This window comes from Streptomyces antioxidans (genome assembly GCF_000968685.2).
GTDB lineage: Bacteria > Actinomycetota > Actinomycetes > Streptomycetales > Streptomycetaceae > Streptomyces > Streptomyces antioxidans.
This window is the reverse complement of record NZ_LAKD02000032.1, coordinates 119,041-135,124: the sequence shown is the minus strand read 5'-3', so window position 1 is coordinate 135,124 and position 16,084 is coordinate 119,041. Positions and strand designations below refer to the sequence as shown.

The window sequence follows — 16,084 nt, the reverse complement described above, 5'->3', positions numbered from 1 at the left end:
CCGCTCGCCGGGGTGCACCGGGTTTCGGGATCGAGGTGTCGCCGGTCGGCGCCGCGCCGAGGGGCGCGAACGCGGTGGACCCCGCCCGGAGGCGGGGTCCACTGTCACGGGTGTCACGGGTGACACAGGTGCGCGCTGGCGGCTCAGGTGCGGTAGGCGTAGTAGAGCGAGTTCGGGTACGAGGCGATGATGCTCGCTATGGACTTCCGGTAGGTGTTCACCGAGTGGTAGGTCAGGTACGGCACACCGCTGGAGCTCCGATAGGTGACGATCATGGTGTGGTCCTTGGACCCGTCCTTGTCGAAGTCCATCTGCATGACGTCACCGACGCCCATGTAGTAGACGTTCGCCAGGTTGGTGGCCCGCTTGGCGTCGAGCGTGAACCAGGACCACTCGTTGGCGCCCACCCAGGACGTCGACTGGTACGAGGTGTCGTACCACCAGCTGCGGTAGTCCTCGGCGTCGCCCGACTTATTGGCCCAGCCGCCCGCCTTCAGGGACTGGCTCACGAAGTTGGTGCAGTCCCCACCGGCCTCGTTGAACTTCCGGTAGGCGGGATTGTAGTTCTGCCAGTACTTCTCCGCGTACGAGGCCATCGCCGCGTAGTCATAGCTTCCCGCGGGCTTCGTCTGCGGCTGGGACGGCTTGGAGATGGCGGCGGGTTTCGCCTCTTGCTGGGCCGTCGTCCGGACCGCCGCCCCCCGCGCCGCGGCGGGCTCATTGACCGCCAGCGGGCCGTCGTCGGTCGAGGTGAGGCCGGTCAGCTGCCACTCCCCGTCCGCCGTGGCGGCGAAGGTCAGCCGGTGGTGCGCCTGGAAGCCGGTGGTCGCGGGCTCGTCGCCGCGTATCTTCCGGTAGGCCAGCGTCGTGGTCTCGGTGGCCTGGACCGTGGCGCGTCCGGCCTCCACCCGTAGCCGGTCCACCGCCACCCGGGTGTGGGCGGAGGCGTACGCCTCGCCCAGGGCCGCGAGCCGCGCCTTGCGGGTGCGCAGTGCGGACAGCGCGGTGTCCTCGGTCCGGGTCTGCCCGGCCGACAGGCGGACGTTCCGCTCGGCGAGCGGGGCCGCACGCCGCACCGACTGCTCGTTGTTGTCCAGCAGAGCCGCCGTGCGCTGGGTCAGCACCGCGTCGGCCAGCCGCCCGAAGGACCGCGCGGTCGCGGTGTCCACGGTGCCGGCCGCCGCCGGGCCCTCCGCGGCGTTCGCGGCGGAGGCGGGCAGGACCACGGCGGACAGGGCCGCCGTCAGCGCGGCCCCCACGGCGGATCTGAAGGTCGTTGACTTCACGTGTATTTCCCCTCCACACCCCCGGACCGGACGGGCCGGGGTCACCGAATCATCACATGAACTCCGTGTGCGTGGAGCTCATGTGACGATTTCGGCCGTGGGGAGGCCGCCGGGAGGCCGGGCCGGGTCCGGCCCGGCGCCGTCACCAGGTGACGACGGGCGGTTCGTGCGCCTGTCACCAGGTGACGGGCATTTCATGCGCCCCGTAGATGACCATGTCGCTGCGCATCCGGACCTCCTCCGGGGGCACGGCGAGCCGCAGCCCCGGGAACCGGCGGAGCAGTCCGCGGTAGCCCGCCACCAGCTCGATCCTGGCCAGATGCTGTCCGAGACACTGATGGATGCCGTAGCCGAAGGCGAGGTGGCTGCTGCGGGGGCGCCCGACGTCGAGCGTGTCCGGGTCGTCCACCAGTGCCGGGTCCCGGTTCGCCGCCGGGACCGAGACGGCCACGGACTGCCCCGCCGTGATGGTGACACCGCCGACGACGACATCCTCCAGCGCGATGCGGACGGGGAAGGCGTTGACGATGCTCAGATAGCGCAGCAGTTCCTCCACGGCCTGGGGCAGCAGCGACTCGTCCGCCCGCAGCCGCTCCAGCTGTCCGGGGTCGCGCAGCAGGGCGAAGGTGCCGAGGCTGAGCATATTGGTGGTGGTCTCGTGCCCGGCGATCAGCAGCAGTCCCGCGATCCCGCCGATCTCCTCGTCGGTCAGCTCGTCGACGGCGGTCAGCAGGGAGATCAGATCGTCCTGCGGGTCCTCGCGCTTGGCCCTGACCAGGGTGCGCAGGAAGGTGTCGAGCTCGGTCTTCCCGGCGACGAACTCCGCGTCGGTGCGGTCCTGGCGGAGCAGCCGCGCGGCGACGGACTGGAAGAGCTCCCGCTCCCCGTACGGCACGCCGAGCATCTCGCAGATCACCAGCGAGGGGATCGGCAGGGCGAAGTGGCGCACCAGATCGGCCGGTTTGCCCGCCGCCTCCAGCGTGTCCAGCTGGTCGGCCACGATGTCCTCGACGCGGGCCTCCAGCTCCCGCATCCGGCGCACCGTGAAGTACCGGGTGAGCTGCCCCCGGTAGTGGCCGTGCTCCGGCGCGTCCATGGCCAGGAACGACCCCGCCCCGCTGCTCCGGTCCCTGCGGATCGACTCGGGGACCTGCCGCATCGCGTCGTCGCCCCGCCAGCGCTCGGCGCTGAAGCGGGCATCCCGCAGCACCTCCCGCGCCTCGTGATACCCGGTCACCAGCCAGCCGGTGCTGCCGCCCGCGAACCTCAGCGGGCTGATCGGCGGCCCGGTGAGCAGCGCTCGTGCGGGGTTGACGAAGTCGTCCCGCTCTTTCGGATACGAAGGGAGGTCGTGGACGTCTCGCAGGTCGTCATGGGTCGTGGGCGTCGGAGCGTTCACGATGGCTCTCCTTCGTGATCCTCGTACTGTCCCGGGGCGAACGCCCCGGAGCCGTCGGCCGTGGCCTTTCGATAGGGAACGCTACCGATAGGGTTCCCTACTGAACAGAGGGGGAGATCGGCTACCGTACGGATCTGGCCAGGTTTCCGAACAGCTGGGGGAGAGGGGCACACCGATGCCGCCGCAGCGGTCAAAGACCGTGGAAGCGCTGATCGTCGGGGCGGAGCGCGCGTTCGCCGAACGCGGCTTCCACGGGGCGTCGATCGGCTACATCTGTCAGTGCGCGGGCAGGACCACCGGGGCCTTCTACTCCAACTACGACAGCAAGCTGAAGCTCTTCCTCGATGTCTTCCGGCGGCACAGCGACCGCACCGCCGACTACATCGGGGAGCGGATCGACGAGATGGACACCGAACGGGACCTGGCCCCCCAGCTCGCCAGGACCTTCGCCGAGATCTTCAACGGTGAGCGCCTGGACGCCCGTTGGGTCTTCATCCACCTGGAATTCCGGCTGATGGCGCTCCGGGACGGCGATGCCGCCGCCGCGCTGGTGGACCACGAGAAGCGGTTCAGCCGCCGCATCGGCAGCATGCTGGACGGCCTGTTCGACCGGGCGGGCCACCGGCCCGCCCTGCGCGGCACCGAACTGTCCGCGCTGCTCGGCGCGATGACCCGCGGCATCAAGCTGGACCGGGGCATCTACGAGGCGGGCGGCGTCGACGACCCGCTCTCCACCGACCAGGTGGCGATGGCCCTGGAGGGCCTGTTCCGTTCGGTGGCCTGACCGCGGTCCACGGCGCTGTCCGGGCTCCCGTTTACGGGTCTTTAAAGTACGTCGGAGAAAGTACGCCGGAGCGCGGACCGCCGATCGGTCCGCGCGGGATGGACGCGGCACGGGGGTGAGAAGGAGTACGGCTGTGGAGGTACGGGCCCACACCGGGCGGCTGGACGAGCTGCTGCACGAGGTGCGGCGACAGATGAGCCGGGGGGCCGGGGCGGATCCGCGGCCGGTCCTCGAATGGCTGGGCCATCAGATCGGCGCCGATGTCGCGCTGCTCGGCAGCGAGGGCGCCGTCGAGGCCTCCACCGCGCGCTTCCCGCGGCGGATCCTGCCCCCGCTCGAACCGACACTGGCACGGCTGTCCGGTGGGCAGATGGCCGCGGCGGCCATCGAGAGCGGCGCCCTCCAGGTGCGTCTCGAAGCGCTCGGCCCGCACGCGCCACGCCCCGTGCTGGTGGTGGCGGGCACCTCGGCACCCACCCGCGAGGCGGCGTCGCTGGTCTCGCACGCCGGGGGGCTCATCGCGCTCCTGGACCGGGCACAGGACGCGGACACCACCTTCCGCGGCTATCAGTACAAGGCGCGACAGCTGCGGTTCGCCGTCTTCAGCGCCCTGCTGGCCGGGGATCTCACCCTGGCCCGCCGGATGACCACCGGTGCCGTCCCCGCGCTGCTGGACGCCGCACGGCTGCGCGTCTATCTGCTGCACTGCCCGCCGGAGGACCGGGACCGGCTGGCGCAGACCTACCAGGACGGCTCGGGCTACCACGGCACGGGCCTGATGGTGCACTGCCCGGCCTTCAAGGAGCACCTCATCTGTCTGGTCGCGGAGGAGGGCGCGGACGGGCCCGCCGACAGACCCACTGACAGACCCACTGACGGGCCCGCCGACAGACCCACTGACAGACCCACTGACGGAGCCGCCGACGGGCCCGCCGACCCCGACGGATCCGGCGCGGAGTCCGCCGACGAGGCCGGTGGCCGGTTCGACGCCGGGCCCGGGGGCGAGCCCGACGCCGACCCCCACGGCTCCGCCGACGGCCCCGAGAGGCCCCAAGGCCAGGGCGCGGTGCTGCGCCGCCTGGTGCGGGAGAACCCGCTCTACGCACTGGGCATCAGCAGTCCGTATCCGCTCGGCGCGACGGCCGAGGCGTACGGACAGGCGCTGCACGCCCTGGCGGCGGCGCGCCATACGCCCGAGCGGATGGCCGCGTACCTCGGCCGGACACCGCTGGTGCCCCTGCTGCCCCATAGCGAGGCGGGCAGCTGGGCCCGCGCGCTGCTGGGGCCCCTGGGGTCCACTCCGAGAGCCACCCTGGACATCACCCGGCTCGCCGTCACCTTTCCCCGGTCCGCGGTGGCCCGGCTGCTGGACATCAGCCGCAACACCGTCTCCCACCACCTCGGCCGGGTGGAGGCCACCCTCGGCCTCGACCTGGGCGATGTACGCACCCGGGCCGCCCTCGACCTGGCCTTCTGCCTGACCGGAGGGCAGCCGGACGGCGGCCTGGGCTCCGAGACCGGCTTCGGCTCCGCGGGTGGCTTCGGAGTCCACGGTGTGCGGCCGGTGCCCACCCTGGAGGAGCTGTTCCGCACCGCGCCCGCCCACGCCTGGGCGCGGGAGTTCCTGCGCCCGCTCCAGGACACCCGCGGCCGCGATCTGCACACCACCCTGCGCGGCTGGATCGACGCGAACACCGACGCCCAGCGGACCGCCCGCCACCTCGGTCTCAGCCGGAACACCGTCAGGGCTCATCTGCGGGCCGCCGAACGCCTGCTCAGCCGGGACCTGCTCACCACCGGCTCCGGGATCCACGACCTGGTGCACGCCCTGCACATCACCGGACTCCACCCGGAGGACTGACCGTGCACCGTGCACATGTCGCGGGCGGGCGGTGCGCACCGTGCACCGTTGCCCGCCCGCGTGATCGGCTTTAGCGTCACTCCTGCCGCACCGCGCGGGAACGAGGCCCCGCCTCCCAGCGTGGCGGGCGGTCTGTATCACCACGAGGGGAGTGATGCAGCCCGGCGCCGTACGGTGCTCACAGCTCCGAGGGCCTCTTTCCCGCGGTGGGCGCGGAGCGCGCTCGGGGACGTGCCGGTACACGTCCCCGAGCCCGAGTGACGGCGGGCACCGCCCCCGACAGCGGCACCAGGGCGCCCGGCGCCCGCTTGGCGCGCCGCCCCGGCCCCGGCCGTTCCCTGCCACCATTCTGTCCGTTCCGCGAGGAATATCCCTTCCCGAGATGTGGAACCGGGTAGATGTCACCGTGGCAAACGAGCCCCGGCAGTCGACCCATGCCCCGGACCGTCCACGACGGTTCCCGCTTCGGAAGGTGGTAGGTGGTCCCGTTGAACACCGCTGACCAGGAGACACCTCGCGAGCGCAAGGAGTTCCGACGTTCCGCGCCGCACTTCGCCGACCGGATCACCGCCGACGGCCGGGACGGCTGGCCGGTGGAGGCCGGGCGCTATCGGCTGGTGGTCAGCCGGGCCTGCCCCTGGGCGAGCCGTGCGCTGGTCTCACGGCGGCTGCTCGGACTGGAGCGGGCCCTGTCGCTGGCCGTCACCGACCCCATCCAGGACGAGCGCAGCTGGCGCTTCACCCTGGACCCGGGGGACCGGGACCCGGTGCTGGGCATCGGGTTCCTCAGCGAGGCGTACGACGCCCGCGAGACGGGATATCCGGGCGGGGTGAGCGTGCCCGCGGTGGTGGACGTCCCCAGTGGCCAACTGGTCACCAACGACTACCACCGGATCACCCTGGACCTCGCCACCGAGTGGACCGCCCTCCAGCGCGAGGGCGCCCCCGATCTGTACCCCGAGGAGCACCGCGACGAGATCGACGACGTGGCGGAGGGCATCTACCGCGATGTGAACAACGGTGTGTACCGCGCGGGCTTCGCCGAGCACCAGCACACCTACGACGACGCGTACCGGCGGCTCTTCGCGCGGCTGGATGAGTTGTCCGAGCGTCTTGCCGGGCGGCGCTATCTGGTCGGCGACACCATCACCGAGGCCGACATCCGGCTGTTCACCACGCTGGTCAGGTTCGACGCCGTGTACCACGGCCACTTCAAGTGCAACCGCAACAAGCTCAGCGAGGACCCGGTGCTGTGGGGATACGTCCGTGATCTCTTCCAGACGCCGGGTTTCGGGGACACCGTCGACTTCGACCACATCAAGCGCCACTACTACCAGGTGCACACCAACATCAATCCCCGTCGCATCGTTCCGCTCGGCCCCGACCTCACCGGGTGGCTGACGCCGCATCACCGCGAGGAGCTGGGCGGGCGGCCGTTCGGCGACGGCACCGCGCCCGGACCGGTGCCGGACGGCGAGGCGGTACCGGAGGAGGGCCGGGCGGCCTGACGCCGCGTATGCCGCGAGCGGCCTGACGCCGCACATGTCGCGCGGGCCGGGTGACCTGACGTCGCACATGTCGCGGTGACCTGACGTCGCACATGTCGCGTTCCCGTGCCGCCCGGCGCCACATGTCGCTTCGTTCGCCCGGTCTTCAAGTGATCGGCACACGGGTTACACACATCCCGGGTGTGCGCCCCGGCTGGTGCGCCGCCCCGGCCCCGGCCGTGGCGGTCAGGCCCGACATGACGCGCGTCACCTCGCACAAAGGGCACGGGGCGCGGTGAGTTCGGTGACCTTTCTGTGAGGGAACGGCGCCGACGAGGTGCGCGCCTGTGCCCGCCATGTGATCGGAAAGTGGCGGAATGCCCGGTTCCGGCCCGGGGTCGACTCGCAGCGTGGCGAGACCCGTGGTTACATCCCAGTCCGCGCTAAGGCATCCACGGATCCCCGGTTCCCGCCGGAACCCCGTGGCCATGCTGTGGGAGCCGATTCCCCTCGGTACCCATGCGCTGTTGCAAGCTCAACGAGACAGTCACCGCAAGGGAGACGCAACAATGAACAACGCGCCCAAGGTCGCCACCCAGGAGATCTCCGACGCCGAACTGGACAACGTGGCCGGCGGAATCGGCAACCCGGTGGGCGACGTCCTCGGCACCGTCGACACCGTCACCGGCCCGGTGACCGGCGCCGTCGGCACCGCCACCAGCACGGTTGACGGTCTCACCGGCCTGAACACCACCGGCATCGTCGGTGGGGTCGTCGGCAGCCTCTGAGGCTGACTTACCGCCTTCCCTGTGCCCCGGGCCTGCCTGGTCCGGGGCACTCGGCGGTCCACGGCACACTCTTCGAACACTCCCTTCGCGGTTGGGGAAAGACTCTCGTGCAGTTCCGCCAGCAGGCCCTCTCCAAGGCACAGTCGGCAGAGGACATCGACCTGCCGGTGCGCTACGCCCGTCCCCAGGGGTGGCTGGCGCTGGCGGTCACGGTGGTGGTCATGGCCGGGGCCGCCGTATGGGCCGTCACGGGCACCGTGTCCAACACCCTCGACGCCACCGGGATCCTCACCCACGGCCAGGGCAGCTATGTGCTGCAGAGCCCGATCGCGGGCCAGGTGACCTCCGTCCTCGCGCGGGAGGGCAGCACCCTCCCGGCGGGCGCGCCGCTGCTGAAGGTCCGCACCACCCGTGGCACCACCGTCGTGCGCACCCTCGCCGCCGGCCGCCTCACCACCCTCTCCGCGTCGATCGGCGCCGTGCTGAACACCGGCGCGAACGTGGCCTCCGTGGAGCGGGTCAGCCACTCCGACGACCCCCTGGTCGCCACCCTGTACGTGCCCGCGGACCGGGCGGCGTCGGTACGGGTGGGCGCCTCGGTCGACCTCAGTGTGCAGTCCGCGCCCACGCAGACCTACGGGGTGCTCCGCGGTGAGGTGCGGGCCGTCGGCCGTACCGCCCAGTCCAGTCAGCAGATCGGCTCCTACCTCGGCAGTGAGCAACTGGGCGAGGAGTTCTCCAAACACGGCCCGCCGGTCGCCGTCCAGGTGCGTCTCGAGCGCGAGCGCGGCACCCGCTCCGGCTACCGCTGGTCATCCCCCGAAGGACCGCCGTTCGCCCTCGGCTCCATGACCCTGACCGGCGGCACCGTCCACCTGGACGCCCAGCACCCCATCGATTGGCTGCTCCCGTGACCGCGACCAACGAGGCCGGACCGCCCCGGCCCGCACCCGCCGGAAGCAGCGGGGCGCGGCGCCCCCAGCCGGCCCGCGGACGGCGGCGCGCCCCGCGTGGCGGAGCCGGGCCGCGGAAGCCAGGGCGCCGTACCGTACGCACCCCCACCGTGCTCCAGATGGAGGCCCTGGAGTGCGGTGCGGCGTCGCTGGCCATGGTGCTCGGACACTTCGGACGCCATGTGCCGCTGGAGGAGCTGCGGATCGCCTGCGGTGTCTCCCGGGACGGCTCGCGCGCCAGCAATCTGCTCAAGGCCGCCCGGAGCTACGGTCTGCGCGCCAAGGGCATGCAGATGGAGCCCGAGGCCCTGGTGGAGGTCCAGGCCCCGGCCATCCTGTTCTGGGAGTTCAACCACTACGTCGTCTACGACGGCATGGGGCGCCGGTTCGGCAAGCGCGGCGTCCACATCAACGACCCCGACAAGGGGCGCCGCTTCGTGCCCATCGAGGAGTTCGACACCAGCTTCACCGGTGTGGTCCTGGTCTTCGAACCCGAGGAGTCCTTCCGCCGGGGCGGGCGCCGCCCCGGGGTGCTGGGCGCCCTGCCCCCGCGGATGCGCGGCACCACCGGCACCCTGCTCGCGTCACTGCTCGCCAGCCTGTTGCTGGTGGCGGTGGGGGCCGCGGTCCCGGCGCTCAGCCGCACCTACATCGACACCTTCCTGATCGCCGGCCAGGACTCGACACTGCGGCCGCTGTTCGCGTCCATGGCCGTGGCGGTGGTCCTCACCGCCCTGCTGACCGGTGTCCAACAGGCCAACCTGCTGCGCGGGCGCATCATCTCCTCCACCCTCAGCAGCGCACGCTTCCTGCGCCATCTGCTGCGGCTGCCCGTCACCTTCTTCGCCCAGCGCAGCCCGGCCGACCTGGTCCAGCGGCTGCGCTCCAACGACACCGTGGCCGAGACGCTGGCCCGCGATCTGGCCGCGGCGGCCGTCGACGGGGTCGTAGTGGTGCTCTACGCCGTGCTGCTGTGGACCTACGATCCCCAACTCACCGGCGTCGGCATCGGGTTGGCGCTGCTCAACGTGGTGGCGATACGGGTGGTGGTGCGGCTGCGGGCCACCAGGACGCAGAAGCTGCGGGCCGACACCGCGCGGCTGACCACCACCTCGTACACCGGTCTCCAGCTCATCGAGACGGTGAAGGCCACCGGTGGCGAGGCGGGCTACTTCCGCCGCTGGGCCGGTCAGCACGCCATCACCCTGGAGGAGCAGCAGCGCCTGGGGGTGCCGAGCTCCGTACTGGCCGTGGTCGCCCCCACCCTCGCCACGCTCAACAGCGCCCTCATCCTCTGGATCGGCGGGCTGCGGGCCGTCGACGGCCACATCTCCATCGGTCTGCTGGTGGCCTTCCAGGCGCTGGTGACCCGCTTCACCGCGCCCATCACCCGGCTCAACGGAGTGGCCGGGCGCATCCAGGACTTCTCCGCCGACGTGGCCCGGCTCAAGGACGTGGAGAACTTCCCGGTGGACTCCCTCTACACCCGCGACGAACCGCGCGAGGACACCCGCCGTCTCACCGGGCAGGTGACCCTGGAGAACATCACCTTCGGCTACAACCCGCTGGACGAGCCGCTGCTGCGCGACTTCTCGCTGTTCGTCGGCCCCGGCCGGCAGGTGGCGCTGGTCGGCGCCTCCGGCAGCGGCAAGTCCACCGTCTCCCGGCTCGTCTCCGGCCTCTACACCCCCTGGGAGGGGGTGATCCGGATCGACGGACAGCGCCTGGAGGACATCCCCCGCGGCGCCCTGGCCGCCTCCGTCTCCTTCGTCGACCAGGAGATCTTCCTGTTCGAGGGGACCGTGCGGGACAACGTGGCGCTGTGGGACCCCTCGATCCCGGACGAGGCGGTGGTAGAGGCCCTGCGGGACGCCGCGCTCTACGACGATGTGATCGCACGGCGCCCGGAGGGGATCCACTGCCGGGTGGAGCAGGACGGCCGCAACTTCTCCGGCGGCCAGCGGCAGCGTCTTGAGATCGCCCGCGCCCTGGTGCGCCGCCCCAGTGTGCTGGTGCTGGACGAGGTCACCAGCGCCCTGGACGCCCGGACCGAGCAGCTCGTCATGGACAACCTGCGCCGCCGCGGCTGTGCGTGTGTGGTGATCGCCCACCGGCTCAGCACCGTACGGGACAGCGACGAGATCCTCGTCCTGAACCGCGGCACGGTGGTCGAACGCGGCCGGCACGAGGACCTCGCCGCCGCCGGGGGCCCGTACGCCGAGCTGATGAAGGAGCACTGACATGGCGTCCGTTCACCCGGCCGCGGCGGTGGCCGCGGACGGCGGCGACGCGGTGGTCCAGGCGCTGGGCGCCCTCGGCACGCCCGTCGACTGCGCCGGGCTGCGCAGCCTCCCGCTGGAGGGCCCGCAGGTGCTCTGGCTCGTCGTCGGCGGCGCCCTGGACCTCTTCGCGGTGGACGCCGCCGAGGAGGGGCAGTGGCACTTCCTCGGCCGCCTGGAGACGGGCGCGGCGCTCCCCGGCCCGGTCGAGGGGCCGCGCCACACCCTGCTGGGCCGGCCCTCGCAGGACTGTCTGGTGCGCCGCATCCCGCTGCGCGAGCTGTACCGCCCGGAGGCCCACGACGCGTACGGCACCGGCCAGTCCGGCGATCCGTACGCCACGTACGGCGGCGGATTCCAGGACACCCCGCCCACCCCGCTGGAACACGCGGTGGCGCTCGGGGTCAGCCGCAGCCTCGGCGTCCTCTTCCAGGCCCCGCTGGACGGCGGGGCCGCGTCCGAGGCGGAGGCGGCCGACGAGGACCTGCTCTGGCTCCCGGTGCCGCCCGGCAGTGTGCGCTACGGCGCCGAGTACAGCGCCCAGGCCGCCGGTGACCTGCTGATCGACGGTGCGCTGTGGCAGCGGATGGTCAACCAGCAGTACCGCCTCGGCACCGCCGTGGACCGCTGGATCGAGACCATGGAGCGGGCCCACGCCGACCGTACGGCGGCCGGTATCCGGGCCGGAGAGGCCGTGCGCACCCGCGCCGACCAGGCGCTGATCGCCTCCATCGGAGGGCCCCGGCGGGACCGGCGGCCGTCGGAGGAGAGCACCGACGACGCCGTGCACGGGGTGTGCCGCGCCGTGGCGGAGGCCGCCGGGATCACCCTGCCCGACCCGCCGAGGGGCCGCGCCATCGACGACCGTACGGACCCGGTGGAGCGCATCGCCGCCCACGCCCGGATCCGCACCCGCGCCGTCCGCCTCGAGGGCCAGTGGTGGCGGGAGGACACCGGACCGCTGGTGGGCTACCGCGCCAAGTCCGGGGCCCCGGTGGCGCTGCTGTGGCGGCGCGGCCGGTACGAGGCGGTCAACCCCGCCTCCGGCCTGCGGATCCGGGTGGGCGGCGGCAACGCGGAGGAGTTCGAGCCGCGGGGAGTGATGTTCTACCGTCCGCTGCCCGACCGGCCGATGACGGTGTGGCGGCTGATGCGCTTCAGCGTGCGCGGCGCCGCGGGGGACGTCCGCAACCTCCTGATCAGCGGGCTGGTGACGGTGGCGCTCGGCGCGCTGGTGCCGCTCGCCACCGGCCAGGTGCTGGGCGGCTACGTACCCCGTGCCGAGAAGAGCCCCATCGTCCAGATCTCCCTGGCCCTGATCGTGGCCGGTGTCGTGGCGGCCGCCTTCATGCTGCTGCAGAACCTGACCCTGCTGCGCCTGGAGGGGCGGCTGGAGTCCACCCTCCAGCCCGCGGTGTGGGACCGGCTGCTGCGGCTGCCCACCACCTTCTTCGCCCAGCGCTCCACCGGAGAGCTGGCCAGCGCGGCCCTGGGCATCAGCACCATGCGCCGGGTGATGTCCGGGATCGCCCCGACGGTCCTCCAGGCCGGGACCGTGGGCGTGATGAACCTCGCCCTGCTGCTGTACTACAGCGCCTCCCTGGCGCTCGCGGTGATCGCCGTACTGCTGGTGGTCTCCGGGGTCTTCCTCGGCATGGGGCTGTGGCAGGTGCGCTGGCAGCGACGGCTGGTGGAGAGCGAGAACAAGCTCAACAACCAGGCGTTCCAGACCCTGCGCGGGCTGCCCAAGCTGCGGGTCGCCGCGGCCGAGAACTTCGCCTACGCGGCCTGGGCCCGTGGCTTCGCCCACTCCCGCGATCTGCACCAGCGCACCGGGCGCATCAAGAACCTCACCCAGGTGCTGGACTCCGTCTACCTTCCGCTGGTCTCCCTCGCGGTGTTCATGCTGCTGGCCGGTCCGGCGCGGGGGAGCATGTCGGCGGGCGCCTTCCTGACCTTCAACACCTCGGTGACCATGCTGCTCACCTCCCTCACCCAGCTCACCAACTCCCTGGTCTCCGCGGTGGCGGTCCTGCCCATGTTCGAGCAGGTCAAGCCGATCCTGGACGAGCCACCCGAGGTGCGCGGCGGCAGTGCCCAGCCGGGGCGGCTCTCCGGCGACCTCCGGGCCAGAAACCTCACCTTCCGCTACGGCGACGACGGGCCGCTGGTGCTCGACGACGTCTCGCTGGAGATCCGGCCGGGCGAGTTCGTGGCCGTCGTGGGTCCCAGTGGCTGCGGCAAGTCGACCCTGCTGCGGTTGCTCATCGGCTTCGAACGGCCGGTGTCCGGCAGTGTGCTCTACGACGGCCAGGACCTCGCCGCACTCGACCAGGCGGCCGTGCGCCGCCAGTGCGGGGTGGTACTCCAGAACGCCCAGCCCCTGGGCGGTACGATCCTCGACTGCATCCGCGGCGCCGAGCCGTACACCCCCGAGGAGGCCATGGAGGCCGCCGAACTGGCGGGTCTGGCCGAGGACATCCGGCAGATGCCCATGGGGCTGCAGACCATGATCTCCGGCAGTGGCGCCATCTCCGGCGGCCAGCGGCAGCGGCTGATGATCGCCCAGGCGCTGATCCGCCGTCCGCGCGTCCTCTTCTTCGACGAGGCCACCAGTGCCCTGGACAACGAGACCCAGCGCATCGTCATCGACAGCACCCGGCGGCTCAACGCCAGCCGGCTGGTGATCGCCCACCGGCTGTCGACCGTCATGGACGCCGACCGCGTCCTGGTCATGGAGGACGGCCGGATCGTGGAGCAGGGTGCCCCGGCCGAGCTGATGGCCATCGCGGGCGGCAAGCTGCACGAGCTGGTGCGGCGCCAGACGCTCTAGCGAGGCGGGGCCCACCGGGGCCACGGGGCGGCGGAGCGTCCGAGGCGCTACGGGGCGGCGGGGGCGGCGGCCTCCTCGGGCCTGTGCGGCTGGGCCGCCGGGCCCGGCCTGCCCCGCAGCGGGACCTCCTGGACGCACAGGGCGGCGACGAAGGCCACGGCACACACGACGGCCGCGGTCAGGAAGATCCGCTGGGTGCCGGTGGCCACCGCGTGGAGATAGCCGTCCCTGACGGGCTCCGGCAGTCGGGCCAGCGCCGCCGGATCCGGTCGGGCCCCGCCCGTCTCCGCCCCGGCGGGCGCGTGGCCCCGTACCGCAGCGGTGAAGAGCGACCCGAAGACCGCCACGCCCAGGGAGCCCCCGATGGTGCGGAAGAGGGTGACCGACGCGGAGGCGGCCCCCATGTCGCGCATCTCCACACTGTTCTGCGCGATCGTGGTGACCATCTGCATCTGACAGCCCATGCCGGTGCCCACCAGCGCCATGAAGCATCCGGTGGCCGCGCGGGAGGTCGTGGTGTCCATGGTGGCCAGCAGGAACAGGCCGACGGCCATGCAGACGGTGCCCACGATGGGGAAGATCCGGTACCGCCCGGTGGCGGACATGACCTTGCCACCGATCTGGGACATGATCACGACGGGGATCATCAGGGGGAGCAGCAGCAGACCGGAGCGGGAGGCGGAGACGCCCTGGACGGTCTGCTGATACAGCGGCAGATACAGCGAGCAGCCGAACATCACCACCCCGCCCACCAGGATCAGCGAGGACGCCAGGGAGAAGTTGCGGTGCCCGGTGAAGATGCGCGACGGCATGAGGGGTTCGACCGCGCGCCGCTGCCGGGCCACGAAGGCGGCCACGCCCACCACGGCCACGGCGAACAGGCCGAGGATCCGCCATGAGGCCCATGCATAGGTGGAACCGGCCCAGGTGGCGGCGAGCGTGAGGGCGCAGACGGTCGTCGTCATCACGGCGATCCCCGGCCAGTCGATACGGGCCTTGGCGCGGGTGGCGGGCAGCCGCAGCATCAGCTGACACCAGACCAGGGTGAGGATGCCGAGCGGCAGATTGATGAAGAAGGCCCAGCGCCAGCCGAAGTGGCCGGTGATGAAGCCGCCGAGCAGTGGGCCGCCGATGGTGCCGATGGCCATGATGGAGGCGGTCATGCCCTGGTAGCGGCCCCGCTCCCGGGGCGGCACCAGCGAGGCGATCAGGGCGAAGGCACCGGCGCCGATCCCGCCCGCGCCCAGCCCCTGCAGCGCCCGGAAGACGATCAGCTGGGTCATCGTATGGGCCGCGCCGGACAGCGCCGAGCCGAGTACGAAGACGACGACGGCGATCAGATACATGTGCTTGCGGCCGTACAGGTCGCCGAACTTGCCCCAGACGGGGGTGGAGGCGGCGGTGGCCAGGGTGTAGGCGGTCACCACCCAGGAGATGTGCTCCAGGCCGCCGAGGTCTCCGACGATCGTCGGCATCGCGGTGCCGACGATCGTGGAGTCGAGCATCGACAGCAGCATCGCGAGCAACACACCGAGCAGGGCCAGACGGACGCCTCTCGGGGTGGTCTCCGGCGGGGCGGGACTGCTGGACGGCGGTGTGTCGGATACGGACATGGCTGATCACTTCCTTCTCTGCGCGCTCGGCACGGGGTTACGGGAGAGGGGAACCGAAGGGGCGGGGCCCGAACAGAAGAGCACACTGACTAAAAAAGTGCAACGACTCAACTTTTCTATTCGGTCCACCTACGGGTAGGGTGGTCCCCGTGAGCGAGACGATGGGGCGCCGTGAGCGCAAGAAGGCCGCCACCCGCCGGGCACTGGCGGACGCGGCCCTGAGGCTGTTCCTCGACCGCGGCTTCGACCGGGTGAGCGTGCGGGACATCGCGGAGGCCGCCGACGTCTCCACCACCACGGTCTTCAAGCACTTCCCCAGCAAGGAGGCCCTGCTCTTCGACCAGGACTCCGACCGGGAGGCCGCCCTCATAGCCGTCGTGCGCGACCGGCCCGAGGGGGTGTCCGTCCCCCGTGCCCTGCGCGAACACACGCTGCGGGTGCACTCCGATGGCGCGGGCGACCCCGGGATGGCGCGGTTCATCGAGCTGACGGAGAGCACCCCGGCGCTGCGGGAGTACGGCCGTCGCATGTGGATGCGGCACGAAACCGCGCTCGCCGCCGCCATCGCCGAGGCCACCGGAGCCCCCGAGGACGACCCCGGGTGTGCGGCGCTCGCCCACTTCGCGCTGGAGACCGTCGGCTTCGCCCGGGGCCGGGCCGACGCCCGGCAGGCCATCGAGGCCGCCTTCGCCCTCCTCGAACACGGCTGGCCCGCGGCCGGTTAGCGGCCGGCCACCCGATGCCCGCCGCAACGTCCGGACTCTTCTGCGGACTTGGCGCGAGTTTCCGGCGGATGCCCGA

The 16,084-nt window shown here is 71.9% G+C and carries 11 protein-coding genes; 8 read left to right on the top strand and 3 right to left on the bottom strand.

Annotated features, from left to right (window positions below; translation table 11 throughout):
• Positions 1–143 precede the first annotated feature (143 nt).
• Both VT50_RS13800 and VT50_RS13795 read right to left on the bottom strand, forming a co-directional pair.
• Positions 144–1,286: an amidase domain-containing protein gene (locus VT50_RS13800; RefSeq protein ID WP_046086636.1), complete on the bottom strand. Its 1,143-nt coding sequence runs from the start codon at positions 1,284–1,286 to the stop codon at positions 144–146.
• Positions 1,287–1,461: 175 nt separating this feature from the next.
• On the bottom strand, positions 1,462–2,685 hold the full coding sequence (locus VT50_RS13795) for a cytochrome P450 (protein ID WP_046086635.1): 1,224 nt from the start codon (positions 2,683–2,685) through the stop codon (positions 1,462–1,464).
• 175 nt (positions 2,686–2,860) lie between these two features.
• Here VT50_RS13795 and VT50_RS13790 point away from each other — a divergent pair, with 175 nt between their 5' ends.
• The 7 genes from VT50_RS13790 (at position 2,861) to VT50_RS13750 (ending at position 13,670) form a co-directional block, all read left to right on the top strand.
• Positions 2,861–3,469, top strand: a complete 609-nt coding sequence (locus VT50_RS13790; protein ID WP_053048588.1) for a TetR/AcrR family transcriptional regulator — start codon at positions 2,861–2,863, stop codon at positions 3,467–3,469.
• A 133-nt stretch (positions 3,470–3,602) separates the two neighbouring features.
• Complete coding sequence (locus tag VT50_RS40415; protein WP_046086634.1) at positions 3,603–5,330, top strand: helix-turn-helix domain-containing protein; 1,728 nt, start codon at positions 3,603–3,605, stop codon at positions 5,328–5,330.
• A gap of 488 nt (positions 5,331–5,818) precedes the next feature.
• Positions 5,819–6,838, top strand: coding sequence for a glutathione S-transferase family protein (locus VT50_RS13770; protein ID WP_046086656.1), 1,020 nt, complete (start codon positions 5,819–5,821; stop codon positions 6,836–6,838).
• Between the two features lie 548 nt (positions 6,839–7,386).
• Entirely contained in the window at positions 7,387–7,605 is a 219-nt protein-coding gene (locus VT50_RS13765; protein WP_046086633.1) for a hypothetical protein, read from the top strand.
• A gap of 107 nt (positions 7,606–7,712) precedes the next feature.
• Positions 7,713–8,519 carry an HlyD family efflux transporter periplasmic adaptor subunit gene (locus VT50_RS13760; protein WP_046086632.1) on the top strand — a complete coding sequence of 269 codons (807 nt, stop codon included), beginning with the start codon at positions 7,713–7,715 and terminating at the stop codon, positions 8,517–8,519.
• Complete coding sequence (locus VT50_RS13755) at positions 8,516–10,798, top strand: NHLP family bacteriocin export ABC transporter peptidase/permease/ATPase subunit (protein ID WP_075200369.1); 2,283 nt, start codon at positions 8,516–8,518, stop codon at positions 10,796–10,798. Before VT50_RS13760 ends, VT50_RS13755 begins: the two co-directional genes overlap by 4 nt.
• Before the next feature lies 1 nt (position 10,799).
• Positions 10,800–13,670, top strand: coding sequence for an NHLP bacteriocin export ABC transporter permease/ATPase subunit (locus tag VT50_RS13750; RefSeq protein WP_046086631.1), 2,871 nt, complete (start codon positions 10,800–10,802; stop codon positions 13,668–13,670).
• A 47-nt stretch (positions 13,671–13,717) separates the two neighbouring features.
• Here the strand turns inward: VT50_RS13750 and VT50_RS13745 are convergent, their stop codons facing one another.
• Complete coding sequence (locus VT50_RS13745) at positions 13,718–15,283, bottom strand: MDR family MFS transporter (RefSeq protein ID WP_046086630.1); 1,566 nt, start codon at positions 15,281–15,283, stop codon at positions 13,718–13,720.
• A gap of 161 nt (positions 15,284–15,444) precedes the next feature.
• On the opposite strand from VT50_RS13745, the gene VT50_RS13740 reads away from it, so the two are divergent.
• Positions 15,445–16,008, top strand: coding sequence for a TetR/AcrR family transcriptional regulator (locus VT50_RS13740; protein WP_046086629.1), 564 nt, complete (start codon positions 15,445–15,447; stop codon positions 16,006–16,008).
• Positions 16,009–16,084 lie beyond the last annotated feature (76 nt).

Excerpts from the sequence above, each read along its gene's own strand:
- VT50_RS13790 (WP_053048588.1), top strand. The coding sequence starts at position 2,861 with ATGCCGCCGCAGCGGTCAAAGACCGTGGAAGCGCTGATCGTCGGGGCG.
- VT50_RS13765 (WP_046086633.1), top strand. The coding sequence starts at position 7,387 with ATGAACAACGCGCCCAAGGTCGCCACCCAGGAGATCTCCGACGCCGAA.
- VT50_RS13750 (WP_046086631.1), top strand. The coding sequence starts at position 10,800 with ATGGCGTCCGTTCACCCGGCCGCGGCGGTGGCCGCGGACGGCGGCGAC.
- VT50_RS13745 (WP_046086630.1), bottom strand. The coding sequence starts at position 15,283 with ATGTCCGTATCCGACACACCGCCGTCCAGCAGTCCCGCCCCGCCGGAG.
- VT50_RS13740 (WP_046086629.1), top strand. The coding sequence starts at position 15,445 with ATGGGGCGCCGTGAGCGCAAGAAGGCCGCCACCCGCCGGGCACTGGCG.